This window comes from Aestuariibacter sp. GS-14 (assembly GCF_006494365.1).
Classification (GTDB): domain Bacteria; phylum Pseudomonadota; class Gammaproteobacteria; order Enterobacterales; family Alteromonadaceae; genus Alteromonas; species Alteromonas mangrovi.
Genome location: NZ_VHIP01000004.1, coordinates 47,332 through 63,827, shown reverse-complemented (window position 1 = coordinate 63,827; position 16,496 = coordinate 47,332). Strand labels below are relative to the sequence as shown.

Genomic DNA, 16,496 nt, shown 5'->3' with positions numbered 1-16,496 from the left:
GTTTTTTATTTTCTGCGCCCAATTACCTCACCAAGTTAAGTAAGTCTGATTCATTTAGCGTGCATCATAGGCTGATGGATTCGTGACTTCTGATCGTAAGCTCTTACGCTTTGCGATCGGCTGAACCGAGCGCAATTGCAAATTCAAAAATTCAATTTGCAAATTGAAAAATAGCCAAATTATTTATTCTTAAGTTATTGATATATATGTATTTCAAAGTTGGAACGGGTCTTGCTGTTTTAGGAGGTACACACATTGAGGAAGCATAAAATAGCTTCTGGTAATTGGAGAAAAGTGTAATGAATTCTGCTTCAATCTCGGTAGTCATACCGTTACATAATAATGAAAATTGCATCGTTGATGCCATCAACAGTATTCAGCGACAATCGGTAAAAGTGAATGAGATCGTGGTGGTTGATGATGGCTCTTCCGATGGGAGTGTGGAACGGATAGCGGCGTTGCAGATACCGAATCTGAAACTGATTAAGCAAGCCAGTTTAGGGCTCGCCGCAGCCAGAAATCGCGGCATCACTGAGTCTTCCTCTCGTTATGTAGCGTTTTTGGATGCTACCGATCAGTGGATGCCGTTCTTTACGTTGGAAATGCACACACTGTTCACCCGTTTTCCCGATCTGGACCTGTTTGCATCGCGTTATCAGTTAATTGAAAAAAACGGTATGCCCGTTGATGCAAGCGTTCGCTTTGGTATGTGCCCCAAAGAAGCCTGGCTGATGCACGATTTTTTGGCTATTGCAGCGCGTGGCGATGCGCCTTTCGTAACGTCCTCCTGTGTAGTGAAGCGCGAATTGTTTAACGCCTTGGGGATGTTTCCCGCAGGCGAGGCAATAGGTGCTGAATGTACCTTTTTTGCCAAAGCATCGCTGGCGGGAGCCATTGCTTATAGCCCGAATATCCTGGTTCACCATCGGCGCGGCACGCTCAGCCGGGTGTCAGATGTTGAGCCATACCAGAATGTGCTGAGCTCCTGCGAGCGATTACTTGGCAGCTTAAATAGCAGCCCCATCGCACGGATCGTTGCAAACGACATACAACAGTATTGCGCCAGTTTGCTGTTTGGTTTCATTAAATCCAATCTGGCGGCAAAACGCTATCAGCATGCGCTGGCGCTGCTGGGGCACCCACTGTGCAAACAAAAGCCCGCACTCTCCGGGATGTTAAAAGCCGCTGCGTATACAGGCAGGCTATCTCAATTTTTCACTGGCAGCGGCTTACCCAATCCAAAGGAAAAATTATTATGAAACTCAATGCCATTCTAATCGTAAAAAACGAGGCTGATATTGTTGAGGAGAGCCTGCTGTTTGCCATGAAGTTTTGTCACAAAATTTATGTTTACGACAATTCATCTACAGATGGCACATGGCAAATTGTGCAGTCGATGGCCGACCGGTTTAAAGAAATCGTCATTTATGGTCAGGCTGGGCAGGCCAGCAATGGTCACATTGCCAATCGCATCTACAACCAATACAGCCGCCACTACGGTGAACTGGACTGGTGGTACATCCCGGGTGCCGATGAACTGCTCTGTGAGACGCCAGTGCCCTTGTTGGAAGAAGCTGCAGAGCAAGGCAAAACCTGCGTATCCGCCTGGCAGGCCCGGTTTTATTTTACCGACCGGGATTATCAGTATTTCGACAGTGAAGATGTGTCTAAGCCTGTTTCGCAAAGAAGGAAGTTCTATGCAATTAATTGGAAAGAAGAACGGTTTTTTATTAACAAGCCAGGCGAGCTATGGTCGGAAGATGCTGGTGAGCGTATGCCCCCTTGGGCAAACAAGCCGTTCAAAAAAGCCCCTGTGTGCCGTCATTACCCCGAAAGAACGCCGTTGCAAATCAACGCTCGCAGGGCACTGAAGGCAATTGGTAAGAGTTGTTTTGTGCAGGATATGACCAGTGTGAAAAAAAACCTGCGTGAGGCCAGCAAACTGGACACTTACCAAAACGACAACCACTTCGTGTTTCGCCAGAGTCTTATGCTGCGTTATCACGTTAAAAAAGCCCGGCAATGGATTGCAAACAGGATCAGACGCGTTAACCAGCAATTGTCGCTGATCACCAAAAAACACGTGCTGGGTATGTAACGGTTGCAGGTGAAAGAAATGAATACAAAAACTAACCAAGCTAAATACAAAGTACTTATTGTTGACGACGATAAGCTATACAGAGAGACGCTGGTTGCCATGCTGTCAGATACCTATCTGTGCGCAGTGGCTGCCGATGCCACTACTGCGCTTAAAGCCTGTCAGTCGCAAATTGCGCCAGATTTGATTTTGCTTGATTTTCGACTGCAAAAAGAAAGCGGCATTGAAGTATGTCAACAGCTACAAAAATGCCGGTTCGCAAAAGATATTCCGGTGGTGTTTGTTACTGCAGAAGAAAGCAGCGATGTACAGGTGGATTGCTGGAAAGCCGGTGCGTCAGATTTTGTAACCAAGCCCGTGGTGTGCAATACCCTGATACAACGGATTAAACACCAACTGGAGATCCGTGACCGGGAACAAGCACTTGAACAACAAATCATGCGTGATGGACTCACTGGACTGAAGAATCGTCAGTATCTGAAAAATGAAGTGCCAGCGTTGATTAAGCAACTTCGTCGGGACGGCGATAATTTAAGTGTGCTGATGATCGATATCGACGACTTCAAAAAATACAACGACACAGAAGGGCATATAAAAGGTGACGAATGCATTCGCAAAGTAGCGGCAGCGTTAGAAGACCGCGCAAACCGCCCACTGGATAGCGTGGTGCGCTACGGCGGAGAAGAGTTTTTAGTAATATTGCCAAGAACAGATCTGCGCGGTGCGCGACGGGTGGCGCAGGATATGTGCCGTCAGGTGGAAAAAATGCTGATCACCCATGACACCAGCGCTTATGGTGTAGTTACGATTAGTGTTGGTGTGGCCAGTTCTACCAATACCCGCGCAACCAAGTTTGGTGACCTGGTTCGACAGGCCGACGAAGCCCTGTACAAAGGCAAAAGCTGCGGTAAAAACTGTGTGGTGTACAACAGTAGCCCAAAACCACCACGCCGGATTGTTCCCGACGTAGCGAATATGCGCTGGGCTATTTGTCAGGACTAAGCAATACCTGAATTATTTGATAAAACCGGTTGCTAAACACGGTTGCTAAACAACCGGTTTTTCATTGATGATCAGGGTAAATTACCTTCGCAGATATAGATGATTTGCAGGAAGTCGTCCAGCCCGTAATGGGAGCCCTCGCGGCCGTAGCCTGACGCTTTTACCCCACCAAATGGTGCCACTTCGCTGGCAACGGCGCCTTCATTTACCCCAATTACGCCTGCCTGCAATGCTCGGCGCAGCCGGTGAATACGGTTGTGATTCTGGGTATAGAAATAAGCTGCCAATCCATAGTCTGTATTGTTCGCTTCTGCTATTACTTCGTCTTCAGTACTGAATTTAAATAACGGCAGTACAGGGCCAAACGTCTCTTCGCTGAACAACGCCATGGCGTTGTTGGCATCAGCAATGACCACAGGTTCGAAGAACAAATCCTGTTTGGGACTTGCACTGCCACACAGTAAAACGCCGCCTTGTTCTTCGGCATCCTTTACATGAGCACTGATCTTGTCGATGGCTTTTTGATTGATCATCGGGCCAATTTTAGTGTCTTCATTGAAGGGATCACCGAGCTTTAATGCAGACACCTGATCAACCAGTCGGCTGGCAAACTCATCGTAAATACCTTCCTGAACGTAAATGCGGTTCGGACACACACAGGTTTGCCCGCCATTACGCATTTTGGCCGCTATTAAGCCTTTTATGGCGGCGTCGATGTCGCAGTCATCAAACACAATAAAGGGCGCATTACCCCCCAACTCCAGCGACAACTTTTTCAGTGTGCTAGCAGAGCGTTCCGCTAAATAGCGTCCAACCTGGGTAGAGCCGGTAAAGCTCAATTTCTTGACACAAGGATCTTTAAGCCAGGCATCAACAGCAATGGCGGTTTGCTCTCGTGAAGCGGCAAGCACGTTAATGGTACCCTCAGGAAAACCCGCTAACTCAGCCAGCTTCGCCATCGCCAGTGCAGTCATTGGCGTGTCTTCAGCGGGCTTTACCACCACCGTGCAGCCAGCCGCAATAGCAGGCGCAATCTTTCTGGCGAGCATGGCAAACGGGAAGTTCCAGGGCGTGATAACAGCGACTACGCCAACCGGACGCTTTTCTACCGTTTGTTGCTGGTAGGGCTTTGAACTGGGCAGAATGTCACCGCGAAGCTGCATGGCTTGCTGGGCAAACCACTTTACATAAGATGCGCCGTAATCTACTTCGCCTTTGGCTTCAGCCAATGGCTTCCCTTGTTCGCTGGACATGATGGTCGCAAGATCATCACGGTGCTGAAGAATCAGTGCGTGCCAGCGTTCCAGTAATTCAGCACGGGCTTTGTTCGTGGTGAATTGCCAGGTGGAAAAGGCTTTTTGCGCACTTCGCGCGGCGTGAACAGCGTCGATGGCATCACTATTGGCCACCTGGGCAATAATTTCACCGGTAGCAGGATTCACTACCGGGTAAGTTTGCCCTGAAATGGCTTTTTGCCAGCGTCCGTTGATGTAGTTTAACGTGTTAAACAGTGACGACTCAGCCAGCCGTGACGTGAGATCCATGGTTTCTCCCGATGTTATTGTAAGTTTGCCAGTATGGCATCACCCATTGCCTGCGTTGACGCGTCTCCCCCTAGATCTGGGGTTACAACGTTGCCTTTCAAGGTGTTTTCGATAGCGGTAACAATGGCATCGTGTGCGTCTTTACCTGCGCCTGTGTCGTGGGTCAGGAAACTCAACATTAGTGCCCCCGACCAAATCATACCGATCGGGTTAGCAATATTTTTACCGTAGATATCGGGTGCTGAACCGTGCACTGGTTCAAATAATGACGGGAATTTACGTTCCGGGTTGAGGTTAGCAGACGGCGCCAAACCAATCGTACCTGTGCAGGCTGGTCCCAGATCAGACAAAATATCACCGAACAAATTCGATGCTACTACTACGTCGAAACGCTCAGGCTGCATAACAAATCGTGCCGACAGAATATCAATGTGCTGTTTGTCCCAGCAGATCTCCGGATAGTCTTTGGATACGGCTTCTGCGCGGGAGTCCCACCAGGGCATACTGATTGCCATACCGTTACTCTTGGTAGCAACAGTAAGGGATTTGGCATCCCGACGTTTGGCGGTTTCGAAAGCATAGCGTAACACGCGGTCGGTGCCATAACGGGTAAATACCGACTGTTGCATTACCACTTCGCGATCTGTGCCTTCATACATGATACCGCCAATGGCTGAGTATTCGCCTTCGGTATTCTCCCGCACTACGATGAAATCAATATCGTCGGCCCGAGGTGTAGAAAGCGCGCATTTAACACCCTCAAAAGTGCGTACCGGGCGCATATTGATATACTGATCAAATTCGCGGCGGAAAGTTAAAATAGACCCCCACAGTGAAATATGGTCGGGCACAGACGCAGGCCAGCCAACCGCGCCAAAGTAGATGGCATCCATGTTACCCACCTGGGTTTTCCAGTCGTCGGGCATCATTTTTCCATGCTCTGCATAGTAATCGCATCCACCCCATTCAAAGGTGTGAAACACAATGTTGAGCCCATATTTTTCTGCGGCAGCCTTTACTATTTTAAGGCCTTCGGGCATCACTTCTTTGCCAATGCCGTCGCCGGCGATTACCGCTACGTTATAGGTTTGACTCATACTGTTATGACTCCTGTTGCATCTCGTTCTTAACAACGTCCAGTGCCAGAACATCGTTTAGTGTAAGCTGCAAACGTTCAAATAAGGTATCAAAATCACTTTCGGTGAAACACAATGCCGGGGCGAAGCCCAGGATGTTGTCGCCAAAGGCGCGGAATATCAGTTTGTGTTGCCAGGCAATATCGGCAATAGTTTCATGCAGTTTTAATGCTGCCGGGAACGGGCGTTTAGTGGCTTTGTCAGCAACCAGTTCAATGGCGCCCAGCAAGCCTAAGCTTCGCACATCACCCACCAATGGGTGAGACAAACAGGCTTGTAATTTTGCTTCGAAGTAAGGGGCAACGGACTGCGCATGAGCGAGCATGCCTTCTTCGTATATCTTAATGACTTCCAGTGCAACCGCTGCGCTAACGGGATGTGCAGAGTACGTTTGACCGTGTCCAACCACGGCAGCTTTATTCGGGCCGTCGGCAATACCGCTGAAAATCTCATCCGACATTAATACCGCGCCCATCGGGGCGTAGCCGGATGTTAATCCTTTGGCAATGGTCATCAGGTCGGGCTCCACCCCTTCGTGCTCACAGGCGAACATAGTGCCTGTGCGTCCAAATCCGGTAATCACCTCGTCGGCCAAAAATAGTATGCCCAATCGCTTACAGGTATCGGCAATGGCTTTCAGCCAGCCTTTAGGGGGTACAATCACGCCGCCTGAGCCAATCACAGGCTCACAGAAAAATGCCGCCACGTTGTCGGCACCAATTTCTGCAACCTTTGTTTCCAACTCTGCTACCGAAGCATCAATAAGCGCCTGAGCTGATTCATAGTTGCTGCGATACAAGTAAGGGCAGCTGATGTGGTGCTGGTGCGCTAACGGCAAATCAAAGTTCGCATGAAAAGCCGGTAAGCCGGTAATGCCAGCGCCGGTTGATGACGAACCGTGATAGCCGCGTTGTAACGCAATAATGTGTTTTTTGGTTGGCTTGCCTATCGCGTTGTAATAATGGGTGATGTAACGAATAGCCGCGTCAACGGCGTCCGATCCACCTAACGAGAAGTACACGTGCTGCAATGACGATGGTGTCAGCGATACCAGTTTCTCTGCCAAAATTGCCGCAGGCTCGCTGCCAAAGCCAAAATAACCTGTGGCGTAAGGAAGTTGAGTCATTTGCTTAGCGGCGGCATCTACAACGCGTTGTTGACCATATCCCACGTTTACACACCACAGTCCTGCAAAGGCATCCAGATAGGTATTGCCGTCGGCCGCGGTAAGCCAGGGGCCGTCACCAGACTGAAGAAGCTTTACTCCCTTTTCCTGATGTTGACGAAAGTTTGATACCGGATGAACAAGATAGCGACTGTCCAATTCTGTCAAAGCAGGCGTTTGCATGATTGTTTTCCATTTATTCTGTATGTCGCGAAGCAAATGAAGGCGCGCGATGCATACCTGTCAGGGTGAGACACATACGCTGGTGGCGCATGTACGATTTCTATCCGATATGGTAGCGAGGTTTTCCGGCGTGAATTGTTTGATAGCAGAACAAGAAAGGCAGTGAAATATTGTTTTTCAGCACTTCTCAGCAAAATATGCTGTGTCGGATGGGGGAAGATAATGCACAGTCAGTCAACATTACACAAGCCGTTGAAGTTGTTGACCCTGAACCGGCGGTAGCAAGCAAGTAGTGCCGGCCAGAAGAACAATAAATAGTGTTGTCAGCACAGCATAGTCTGCTGATTGACGATTGAAAAACACCTGCCATGTGGCGCCGAAATGAAATATTTTGGCATTAAATAAAAAGCGTCGCGTGGTGTAATAGAATTGAATGAGAACTGATAGTTGGAACCCCTAATGAGTGTATTTAAGCCTAAGTATATTTCCTTTGACTGCTACGGCACCCTGATCTTTTTTGAAATGGCACCAATGGCACAGAAGCTGTTTGCCGACCGCATTACACCAGAGCAAATGCCGCAGTTTGTAAAAGACTTCTCTGCCTATCGCTTAGATGAAGTGCTGGGTGCCTGGAAGCCGTACGCGGAAGTAGTACGCAATGCAGTAACCCGTTTGTGTAAATTGTGGAAAATTGAATACCGCGATGAGGACAGTGTAGCTATTTATAATGCTGTTCCTACGTGGGGCCCGCACCCGGATGTAGTTGAGCCGTTGAAAAAAGTAGCTAAAGAGATTCCGCTGGTGATCCTGTCGAATGCCATGAATGAACAGATTCATCATAACGTGGCCAATCTGGAAGCGCCTTTCCACGCTGTTTATACCGCAGAGCAGGCGCAAGCATACAAGCCTCGCTTACAGGCATTTGAATACATGCTCGACAACCTGGGTTGTAACCCGGAAGACATCCTGCACGTGTCATCAAGCTTCCGCTATGATCTGATGTCAGCGCACGATATTGGTATTAAAAACAAAGTGTGGGTTAACCGGGGGCACGAACCAGCCAATCCGTTTTACGGCTACACCGAAATCCAGGATATCTCTGGCTTGCCGGGCGTGGTAGGACTGTAAGGAACCTTATGAAAAGTGCGTCGTACTGGTTAGATACCGCTCCAACTGTAGATACATCTGAACATGCTGCACCAACAGGGAGTGTGGATGTGGTCGTTATTGGTGGTGGCTTTACCGGCCTGTCGTCTGCGTTAGCATTGGCTAAACGCGGCGCCAGCGTAGTGATATGTGAAGCTGGCGTGGTGGGCGGGGAAGCGTCTGGCCGCAATGGTGGTCAGTGCAATAACGGTACGGCGCAGGATTATGCTGGTTTAATCGCAACGTATGGCGAAGCCAAAGCGCAGTCTTTCTATCAGTTTTATAACCAGGCGGTGGACTCAGTTGAGCAGCTGGTAAAGCAGCATGACATCGATTGCGATTTTCGCCGCGCCGGAAAAATTAAGCTGGCGGCCAAGCCTGAGCATTTTGAAAAACTGAAACGCACTCATGAGGCGCTGGTTAAGGTGGTAGACCCCGATGCCAGGCTGTTGGATGCCGCAGCGCTCAAGCAAGAAATTGCTTCTGATCAATTTTATGGTGGTCTGCTCACGCCAAACGGTGCGCAATTGCACGTAGGTAAGCTGGTGCATGGACTGGCTTCAGCCTGTGTCGAAAATGGCGTAACCATACTGCAGCATAACCCGGTAGTAGGCACAGAAAAACGCTCGAACGGTAACTGGCAGGTGACAACCCCCAAGCACGCCGTTGAAGCTAAATCAGTATTGATAGCCACGGGTGGCAGTGGTCCCGGTCCATTTGGCTGGTTCCGTCGTCGCATTGTGCCGGTTGGCAGTTTTGCGGTCACTACGGAGCCGCTTCCTGAGCAACTGATAGCCGATTTGTTCCCGGGTAAGCGCTCTTACGTTACCAGTAAAAACATTGGTAACTACTTCCGTTTAACCGCCGACAATCGCTTGTTGTTTGGTGGTCGTGCGCGTTTTGCTGTGTCTAACCCTCGCTCAGATCTCAAAAGTGGTGAGGTACTTCGCAAGGCGCTGGATGACATGTTTCCGCAGCTTGCCAGTACCCGTATCGATTATTGCTGGGGCGGTACAGTAGACATGAGTGCCGATCGCTTGCCCAAGGTTGGTGAGCACAAGGGTATGTTCTACGCCATGGGGTACAGCGGTCATGGCGTGCAAATGGCGGTACACATGGGTGAAGTGATGGCCGACATGATAGAAGGCAAAGACACCGCCTGCCCTTGGGTAACAACGCAATGGCCAGCCGTACCGGGACACTTCGGTAAACCCTGGTTTTTACCCTTTGTTGGGATGTATTACAAAGTGCAGGACCTGTTGCACTAAGCCGTGCTAACCGTGTCTGCGAAAAGGATAGTGAACAAATGAAGCCTGAATATCGATTTTCTGATAGTCGCCGCGCCATGCTCAAAGCGATGGGCGCCGCAGGCTTAGTCTCCGCGGCCAGTGGTCTGCTATTACCGGGGCATGTAGTGGCGCAAACATTCGAAGATACTCAAGCGCCAACACCAAAACACGGTGGTAGCATTCGGGTGGCCAGTACCTCGGTATCTACCAAAGACACGCTGGATCCGGCGAAAGCTTCGCTGAGCACCGATTACATGCGTATTTATATGCTATACAGCGGGCTAACCCAGTTTAACCGCGAACTTGGCGCCGATTTATCATTAGCCGAGGCGCTGGAATCTGACGACCAGCAAGTCTGGCAGATTACGCTTCGCAAAGGCGTGACATTTCACAACGGAAAGTCGTTAACGCCTCAGGATGTGGTGTATTCCCTGATGCGCCATAAAGACCCGGCGACGACGTCGCGGGTCGCCTCCATTGCAGCTCAGTTTACCTATGCCAAGGTATCTGGGCCAAATAGCCTCACATTGACGCTTGCTTCACCCAATGCAGATTTGCCCATTATTTTGGCCTCAGCAAATTTTTGTGTAGTGGCAGAGGGCACTAAAGACTTTACTCGCACAGCCAACGGCACGGGCCCGTATACGCTGGCGGAATTTAGTCCGGGGGTGCGTACTATCGCACGTAAAAACCCTGACTTCTTTAAACCCGGTCGTCCCTTTCTGGATGAAATTGAATTGGTGGGTATTGCCGATGAATCATCCAGGGTAAATGCCTTGCTGTCTGGAGATATTCAGATGGCATTGGCATTAAACCCGCGTTCTACCATGCGGGTGCGCAGTTCAGGTAATTGCGATGTAATGCAAACCGAGTCGGGCTTGTACACTAACCTCATCATGCGTCAGGACGTTTACCCCACAAATAACCCTGATTTTGTGCTGGCGATCAAGTACATGATGGACCGGCCATTAATTAAACGCGCGTTATTCCGCGGTTATGCCACTATTGCCAACGACCATCCTGTGCCGCCTGGTCATCGTTACTACAATGCGGATTTACCCCAACGCCCCTATGACTTAGATCGCGCCCGCTATCATCTTAAAAAAGCGGGTATGACCGGCGCTCGCGTGCCGGTGTTTGCGTCTCCGGCTGCGGAAGGCTCAACCGACATGGCTGCATTGCTGCAATTGGCCGGCATTGAAACTGACCTCAAGCTCGGGATTAACCGGGTACCGGCCGATGGCTATTGGTCGAATCACTGGATGAAACATCCCCTTGGATTCGGCAATATTAACCCGAGGGCCAGTCTGGACGAGCTTTTTAGCTTGTTCTACAAATCGGACGCGCCCTGGAATGAATCCGGCTGGCAAAACCCACAATTCGACCAATTACTATTGGCCGCGCGCGGCGAAGGTAACGAACAGGTGCGCAAGCAAATGTATGGCGATATGCAAACCCTCATTGCTGAGCAATGCGGCGTGAGCATACCGGTCTTTTTAAACATCATTGACGGTTACGACAAACGTATCAAAGGCTTTTACCCCATTCCAACTGGCGGATTCATGGGCTATAGCTTTGCTGAGCACGTTTGGCTGGACGCCTGATTTTCAAAGGAGTACTAACATGAAAGTCATCCTCCGGCTTATTGCCCAGCGCATTGGGGTGTCACTGATCACGTTACTGATTGTGTCTGCAGTGGTGTTTTTTATTGCCAACCTGCTGCCAGGCGATGCGGCTCAGGAAATGTTGGGTCAAAGTGCTACGCCTGAAGCGGTTGCTGAATTGCGTGAGGCCTACGGCTTAAATGACCCGCCACCGGTACGCTATGCCAAATGGTTGGGCGGCCTGCTCTCCGGCGATGCGGGCGTCTCGTTAGCGAACGACCGTCCGGTTGATGCGCTCATTGGTGAGCGTCTGAGCAAATCATTACTGCTCGCAGGGTTTACTGCCGTGCTCGCAGTGCCCTTTGCGATGGCGCTGGGCATTGTATCGGCCATGTACAGTGGTAGCCGCATCGATAAAGCGGTGAATATATTTACGTTGTCGATGGTTGCTGTCCCTGAGTTTCTGCTGGCCACCATTCTGGTGCTAATTTTCGCGGTAGAACTCAACTGGTTGCCGTCGCTGTCGTACATTCCACGCGATGCCACGGCATATGATTATTTCAGGGCCTTTGCCATGCCGGTTGTCACACTTTGCATTGTGTTAAGTGCGCAAATGGCCCGTCTTACCCGTGCTGCGGTGGTAGAACAACTCTCGCAGCCCTATGTTGAAATGGCGCTATTGAAAGGCGCGACATTGTCGCGTGCGGTATTGCGGCATGCTCTGCCCAATGCTGTTGGGCCCATTGTGAATGCCATTGCCCTGAGTTTGTCCTACCTGCTCGGCGGGGTGGTGATTGTGGAAGTGATCTTTAACTATCCTGGCGTGGCAAGTTTAATGGTGGATGCGGTAACCAACCGCGATATGCCGCTACTTCAGGCTTGCGCCATGCTGTTTTGTGTGGGCTATCTCATTTTGGTACTGATTGCCGATATTTCTGCCATTGTGGCCAACCCCAAACTGCGTAAGGGAGGTTAATTATGCGGTCTCAACTCTCTGCGTTACCGGTGTCGGGAAAGCTTGGTCTGTTGCTGGTGGTCTTCTGGGTTGTAATTGCCATCGTGGGCCCATTTATTACGCCTTATTCTGCCAGTGAGCTGGTGGCCTATGATGTGTTTGAATCATTCAGCGGTAAATACTGGTTGGGTACAGACTACCTGGGGCGTGACGTATTAAGCCGCCTGTTAGACGGTGCACGCTATACCATTTTTATTCCCCTGGCGGCAGCCGGACTTGCTTGTGCAACAGGTACTTTTATTGCCTTGTTTGCGGCAGTGAGCCATCGGCGCACCGATGAAACCATCAGCCGTTTTATGGACGCGTTGATTTCTATTCCCAGCAAGATTTTTGCCTTGGTTATGATTGCTGCGTTTGGCTCGTCTGTGCCGATTCTGCTTACGATTACGGCAATCAGCTACATGCCCGGTTCGTTCCGCTTGGCGCGTTCGCTGGCGGTGAATGTGGCTAACATGGACTTTGTGACTGTGGCGCGCACACGCGGTGAGAGCCGCGTATATCTGGCGGTGAAAGAAATCCTGCCGAATATTGTGCACCCTATGTTGGCCGACTTTGGCTTGCGCTTTGTGTTTGTGGTGTTGCTGTTAAGTAGCCTGAGCTTTCTTGGCTTGGGGGTGCAGCCGCCTCAGGCTGATTTGGGCTCGTTGGTGCGGGAAAATATCTCGGGTCTGGCGGAAGGCGCGCCCGCGGTGATTGTACCTGCGATTGCTATCGCCACTATCACCATTGCTGTGAACTTGTTAATCGACAGCCTGCGCGGCAGCGCGACTTATTCAGCGGGGAGTGAATAATGACGAACCACGTAGAAGTGAATCAGCTGCGCGTAGACGTTGGCCCACTTGAGTCGCCCAAAACCATTGTTCACGATGTGAGTTTTACTCTTAAGCGCGGCGAAGTACTGGCGCTCATTGGCGAGTCTGGTTCGGGGAAAACTACAATTGCATTGTCGCTATTAGGTTATGCACGGCCTGGCTGTCGCTTGAGTGGTGGCTCAGTGAAGGTGGGCAATGTGGACATGCTTTCACTCAATGATAAGCAACTGGCAGATCTGCGAGGTCGCAAGGTTGCGTATGTTGCGCAAAGTGCGGCAGCAGCGTTTAACCCGTCGCGCCGTATTATGGAGCAGGTCATTGAAAGTGCGCTGATGCACAGTGTACTAAGCCGGGAGCAGGCGAAAGTAAAAGCGGTTGATTTATTTAAGCAACTGGCATTGCCGGAGCCGGAAACCATTGGTGCCCGTTATCCTCATGAAGTATCCGGTGGCCAACTGCAACGCTTAATGGCGGCTATGGCACTGATTTGTGAACCAGAGCTGGTGATTTTTGATGAACCCACTACAGCATTGGATGTGACTACGCAGGTGGAAGTACTCAAAGCATTTAAAGCGGCGGTAAAAGCCTATAACACCACCGCTGTGTACGTATCTCATGATCTGGCGGTGGTTGCGCAGATGGCAGACCGGATTCTGGTGCTGCAGCATGGCAAGGTGATGGAAAACAATGTTACCAGCCAAATTCTGAATCACGCCGAACATCCTTACACCTGCCAATTATTGAATGCGGTTCAGGACAGTGAAGCGTTTCAGGATAACCCTAAGCACGACACGGTGCTGGAAGTGGCCAACATTGAAGCGGGCTACGGTAAAATCTTGCGCGATGGTTCAGTAGAAATTCCTGTGCTGTCAGATATTTCGCTAAAAGTCAGGCAAGGGCAAACCGTTGGGATCATTGGGGAGTCGGGGTCTGGTAAGTCGACGTTCGCCCGTGTCATTGCGGGTCTGCTGCCTGCCGCAAAAGGCTACATGCTGCTAAATGGCAAAGAGCTCAAGCCTGCCATTGATGAGCGCAGCAAGGTTGAGTGCCAGCATATTCAAATGGTGTTTCAGAACGCAGATACCGCACTGAACCCAGCCCATAAAGTGGGTGATATTCTGGGCAGGCCGCTAACCTTTTTTCATGGTCTGACTGGCCGGGCACGTGCGGAACGCGTGGCAGAGCTACTTGAGTTGGTGAAACTACCCGCTGATTTGGCTCATCGAAAATGTGGTGCGCTGTCGGGTGGGCAAAAACAACGGATTAACCTGGCCCGTGCATTGGCTGCTGCGCCGACAGTAATCTTGTGTGACGAGGTGACATCGGCGCTGGATACCGTGGTGGCTGCCGCGATTCTGGACTTGCTCAAAGAGCTCCAACAAAAGCTCAATATTGCCATTGTGTTTATAAGCCATGACATTTCCACGGTGAAAAGCCTGTGTGATGAAGTGGTGGTGTTGTACAAAGGCAAAAAAGTAGAACACGCCAGTGGCAAAGCGTTCCGGGCCGGGCCTTATCATCCGTATACTGAACTGCTGGTAAGCAGTGTGCCCACGCTGGACCCATTGTGGCTGGATACGAAATCCGCCGCTCATGAGCAGCTTACTGTGCGCATTGCGCCAAATGATGTCCTATGCCGGTTCCGCAATCGTTGTGCTGTGAGTATTCAGGGCAAGTGCGACAGTTCGCCGCCCCCTGAACACAAGTTACCAGAGGGCAAGCGTATTTTGTGTCACAGAGAAATAATCCTGTAACCGGTTTTTCGGTTACAGTGAATCAACGCGATTAACTTCAATGGTCAGGTGGTCAATATCCAGATGTCCAGACACGACTGCACGGTAATGCTCTGCTTTACTGTCGCTGGTAGTGGCTATTGTTAATACACCTGCTACATGTTTGCCCGATAGCTGCCAGCAATGAAAGTCGGTGACTTTGGCCTCACCGGTTTTCTCGATATGTTCGGCAATCACTTCCAGTTTTTCAGCGTGAAGCGATTTATCGAGCAACATGGCACTGCTGTCTGAAATCAGGTGCCAGGCCCATTTGGCTATAACCACCGCGCCAACGATCCCCATCAGTGCATCCGCCCATAACCAGCCGTAATATTTACCCAGTATCAGTGCTGCTATGGCCAGCAAGGAAGTAAGGGTATCGGCTAATACGTGAAAGTAGGCGGCTTTTAAATTGTGATCGTGATCATGGTCGTGGTCATGAGCATGAGAATGACTATGATTGTGTGAGTGTCCATGACTGTGGCCATTATTGTGACCATGAGCATGATTGTGCGAGTGCCCGTGGTGATGATGATCGTCATGCAGCAGGAACACGGAGGCAACGTTCACAATAAAGCCAACAATAGCCACCACAATTGCTTCGTTAAAACTAATCGATTCAGGTAAGAATAATCGTTCTGTAGATTCAATCAGCATCATCAGCGCAACGGTGCCCAAGGCAACGGCACTGGCAAAACCACCCAGCGCATTCACTTTACCGGTACCAAACGCAAATGCACTACTGTTGCGATGCTTTCGGGAATACCAGTACACAAACATCGACACGGCAAACGCAGCGGAATGGGTAAACATATGCCAGCCGTCGGCTAGCAACGCCATAGAGCCAAACCAGGTGCCAGCAACAATTTCCACTACCATGGTGACCGTGGTGAGCAAGAATACCAGATTTATCTTTTTCTCGGCGGACTGGGTGTCTACATAGTAGTTGTGGGCATGGCGCCAGTCGCCAGTCGACGTGCTGTTACAGTCGTCGTGTTCATGATGGTGTGTGTGGTGATGAGAAGTCATGGCGCTGTATTACTCTTTCGTTGATTTGTATCGACTGTTATACTATACCCCAGTATACCATTTTGATGATCGAAAACCATGGCGCATATTAAAAATAACCAGCAAGCGTTGCTTACCCGGGTGAAGAAAATCCGCGGTCAGCTCAATGCGGTGGAAAAATCGCTAACCGAAGACACCGAGTGCCTGGCTATTCTACAGCAGGTGACTGCTATAAAAGGCGCAGTGAACGGCCTGATGACCACCATTTTAGATGATCATATTCGTGCCCACCTGGGCAATCCTGACCTGACTGATATGCAGCGCAACGAAGAAATTGACGCGCTGAGCAAGTTACTCAAGTCATATTTGCGATAGAGAATCGCGATTAACTGGCAACTGTTGGTTAAATAAACAGGTCTAACGCTCAATTCTGTTGTCATTATTAAGTGTGAAATAAGCAATGTATGTCTATCTTCCTGCTGTCTTCACCTTTCTCCGTCTTCCTCTCTCCATTGCGTAAGTGCCGTTAATTTATTCCGTCATACCCTTCAAACCTTTACGCCTACCAAATAGTACTCAGCAAGTCGCTTTGGCTTCGATACGAATGTATTAGCAGGAAGCATTGGCGTACTCACGCTAACGGCAGAATGTGCTTTGGATATTGTTAAAAATGAAATTTGCTTGGGCTTGGAGTGTGAAAGACTACTAAGCAAGGTACGAAA

14 protein-coding genes are annotated in these 16,496 nt (G+C 50.0%); 10 read left to right on the top strand and 4 right to left on the bottom strand.

Annotated features, from left to right (window positions below):
• Positions 1-299 precede the first annotated feature (299 nt).
• From FJ444_RS08100 to FJ444_RS08090, 3 genes are read left to right on the top strand one after another with little or no spacing between them, the layout of a single operon-like run.
• Positions 300-1,259, top strand: a complete 960-nt coding sequence (locus FJ444_RS08100; protein ID WP_140957699.1) for a glycosyltransferase family A protein — start codon at positions 300-302, stop codon at positions 1,257-1,259.
• Positions 1,256-2,098: a glycosyltransferase family 2 protein gene (locus FJ444_RS08095; RefSeq protein ID WP_140957697.1), complete on the top strand. Its 843-nt coding sequence runs from the start codon at positions 1,256-1,258 to the stop codon at positions 2,096-2,098. The genes FJ444_RS08100 and FJ444_RS08095 overlap by 4 nt, the downstream gene beginning before the upstream one ends.
• A gap of 18 nt (positions 2,099-2,116) precedes the next feature.
• The gene (locus tag FJ444_RS08090; RefSeq protein WP_140957695.1) at positions 2,117-3,100 is read left to right on the top strand and encodes a diguanylate cyclase; all 984 of its coding nucleotides are present in this window, start codon (positions 2,117-2,119) and stop codon (positions 3,098-3,100) included.
• Between the two features lie 71 nt (positions 3,101-3,171).
• Here FJ444_RS08090 and FJ444_RS08085 read toward each other — a convergent pair whose 3' ends face one another.
• Genes FJ444_RS08085 through FJ444_RS08075 form a run of 3 tightly spaced genes read right to left on the bottom strand, consistent with a single transcriptional unit; the run spans position 3,172 to position 7,128 of the window.
• The gene (locus FJ444_RS08085; RefSeq protein ID WP_140957693.1) at positions 3,172-4,644 is read right to left on the bottom strand and encodes an NAD-dependent succinate-semialdehyde dehydrogenase; all 1,473 of its coding nucleotides are present in this window, start codon (positions 4,642-4,644) and stop codon (positions 3,172-3,174) included.
• Between the two features lie 14 nt (positions 4,645-4,658).
• Entirely contained in the window at positions 4,659-5,741 is a 1,083-nt protein-coding gene (locus FJ444_RS08080) for a tartrate dehydrogenase (protein ID WP_140957691.1), read from the bottom strand.
• 4 nt (positions 5,742-5,745) lie between these two features.
• Entirely contained in the window at positions 5,746-7,128 is a 1,383-nt protein-coding gene (locus tag FJ444_RS08075; RefSeq protein ID WP_140957689.1) for an aminotransferase class III-fold pyridoxal phosphate-dependent enzyme, read from the bottom strand.
• Between the two features lie 459 nt (positions 7,129-7,587).
• Between FJ444_RS08075 and FJ444_RS08070 the strand changes: the two genes are divergently transcribed.
• The 6 genes from FJ444_RS08070 to FJ444_RS08045 are packed head-to-tail and all read left to right on the top strand — an operon-like array spanning position 7,588 to position 14,748.
• Entirely contained in the window at positions 7,588-8,256 is a 669-nt protein-coding gene (locus tag FJ444_RS08070) for a haloacid dehalogenase type II (protein ID WP_140957687.1), read from the top strand.
• A gap of 8 nt (positions 8,257-8,264) precedes the next feature.
• Entirely contained in the window at positions 8,265-9,542 is a 1,278-nt protein-coding gene (locus tag FJ444_RS08065) for an FAD-binding oxidoreductase (RefSeq protein ID WP_140957685.1), read from the top strand.
• A 38-nt stretch (positions 9,543-9,580) separates the two neighbouring features.
• Positions 9,581-11,167, top strand: coding sequence for an ABC transporter substrate-binding protein (locus FJ444_RS08060; protein WP_181405100.1), 1,587 nt, complete (start codon positions 9,581-9,583; stop codon positions 11,165-11,167).
• A 19-nt stretch (positions 11,168-11,186) separates the two neighbouring features.
• Positions 11,187-12,143: an ABC transporter permease gene (locus tag FJ444_RS08055; RefSeq protein ID WP_140957683.1), complete on the top strand. Its 957-nt coding sequence runs from the start codon at positions 11,187-11,189 to the stop codon at positions 12,141-12,143.
• A 2-nt stretch (positions 12,144-12,145) separates the two neighbouring features.
• On the top strand, positions 12,146-12,973 hold the full coding sequence (locus FJ444_RS08050) for an ABC transporter permease (protein WP_140957681.1): 828 nt from the start codon (positions 12,146-12,148) through the stop codon (positions 12,971-12,973).
• Positions 12,973-14,748, top strand: a complete 1,776-nt coding sequence (locus FJ444_RS08045; RefSeq protein WP_140957679.1) for an ABC transporter ATP-binding protein — start codon at positions 12,973-12,975, stop codon at positions 14,746-14,748. Before FJ444_RS08050 ends, FJ444_RS08045 begins: the two co-directional genes overlap by 1 nt.
• A gap of 12 nt (positions 14,749-14,760) precedes the next feature.
• Here the strand turns inward: FJ444_RS08045 and dmeF are convergent, their stop codons facing one another.
• A complete protein-coding gene (dmeF, locus tag FJ444_RS08040; RefSeq protein ID WP_140957677.1) occupies positions 14,761-15,795 on the bottom strand; it encodes a CDF family Co(II)/Ni(II) efflux transporter DmeF in 1,035 nt (344 codons plus the stop codon).
• A 78-nt stretch (positions 15,796-15,873) separates the two neighbouring features.
• Between dmeF and FJ444_RS08035 the strand changes: the two genes are divergently transcribed.
• The gene (locus FJ444_RS08035) at positions 15,874-16,149 is read left to right on the top strand and encodes a metal/formaldehyde-sensitive transcriptional repressor (protein WP_140957675.1); all 276 of its coding nucleotides are present in this window, start codon (positions 15,874-15,876) and stop codon (positions 16,147-16,149) included.
• The last annotated feature ends 347 nt before the right edge of the window (positions 16,150-16,496 follow it).

Bases quoted from the DNA above. Each gene is read 5' to 3' on its own strand.
- FJ444_RS08100 (WP_140957699.1), top strand. From the start codon at position 300: ATGAATTCTGCTTCAATCTCGGTAGTCATACCGTTACATAATAATGAA.
- FJ444_RS08095 (WP_140957697.1), top strand. From the start codon at position 1,256: ATGAAACTCAATGCCATTCTAATCGTAAAAAACGAGGCTGATATTGTT.
- FJ444_RS08090 (WP_140957695.1), top strand. From the start codon at position 2,117: ATGAATACAAAAACTAACCAAGCTAAATACAAAGTACTTATTGTTGAC.
- FJ444_RS08085 (WP_140957693.1), bottom strand. From the start codon at position 4,644: ATGGATCTCACGTCACGGCTGGCTGAGTCGTCACTGTTTAACACGTTA.
- FJ444_RS08080 (WP_140957691.1), bottom strand. From the start codon at position 5,741: ATGAGTCAAACCTATAACGTAGCGGTAATCGCCGGCGACGGCATTGGC.
- FJ444_RS08075 (WP_140957689.1), bottom strand. From the start codon at position 7,128: ATGCAAACGCCTGCTTTGACAGAATTGGACAGTCGCTATCTTGTTCAT.
- FJ444_RS08070 (WP_140957687.1), top strand. From the start codon at position 7,588: ATGAGTGTATTTAAGCCTAAGTATATTTCCTTTGACTGCTACGGCACC.
- FJ444_RS08065 (WP_140957685.1), top strand. From the start codon at position 8,265: ATGAAAAGTGCGTCGTACTGGTTAGATACCGCTCCAACTGTAGATACA.
- FJ444_RS08060 (WP_181405100.1), top strand. From the start codon at position 9,581: ATGAAGCCTGAATATCGATTTTCTGATAGTCGCCGCGCCATGCTCAAA.
- FJ444_RS08055 (WP_140957683.1), top strand. From the start codon at position 11,187: ATGAAAGTCATCCTCCGGCTTATTGCCCAGCGCATTGGGGTGTCACTG.
- FJ444_RS08050 (WP_140957681.1), top strand. From the start codon at position 12,146: ATGCGGTCTCAACTCTCTGCGTTACCGGTGTCGGGAAAGCTTGGTCTG.
- FJ444_RS08045 (WP_140957679.1), top strand. From the start codon at position 12,973: ATGACGAACCACGTAGAAGTGAATCAGCTGCGCGTAGACGTTGGCCCA.
- dmeF (WP_140957677.1), bottom strand. From the start codon at position 15,795: ATGACTTCTCATCACCACACACACCATCATGAACACGACGACTGTAAC.
- FJ444_RS08035 (WP_140957675.1), top strand. From the start codon at position 15,874: ATGGCGCATATTAAAAATAACCAGCAAGCGTTGCTTACCCGGGTGAAG.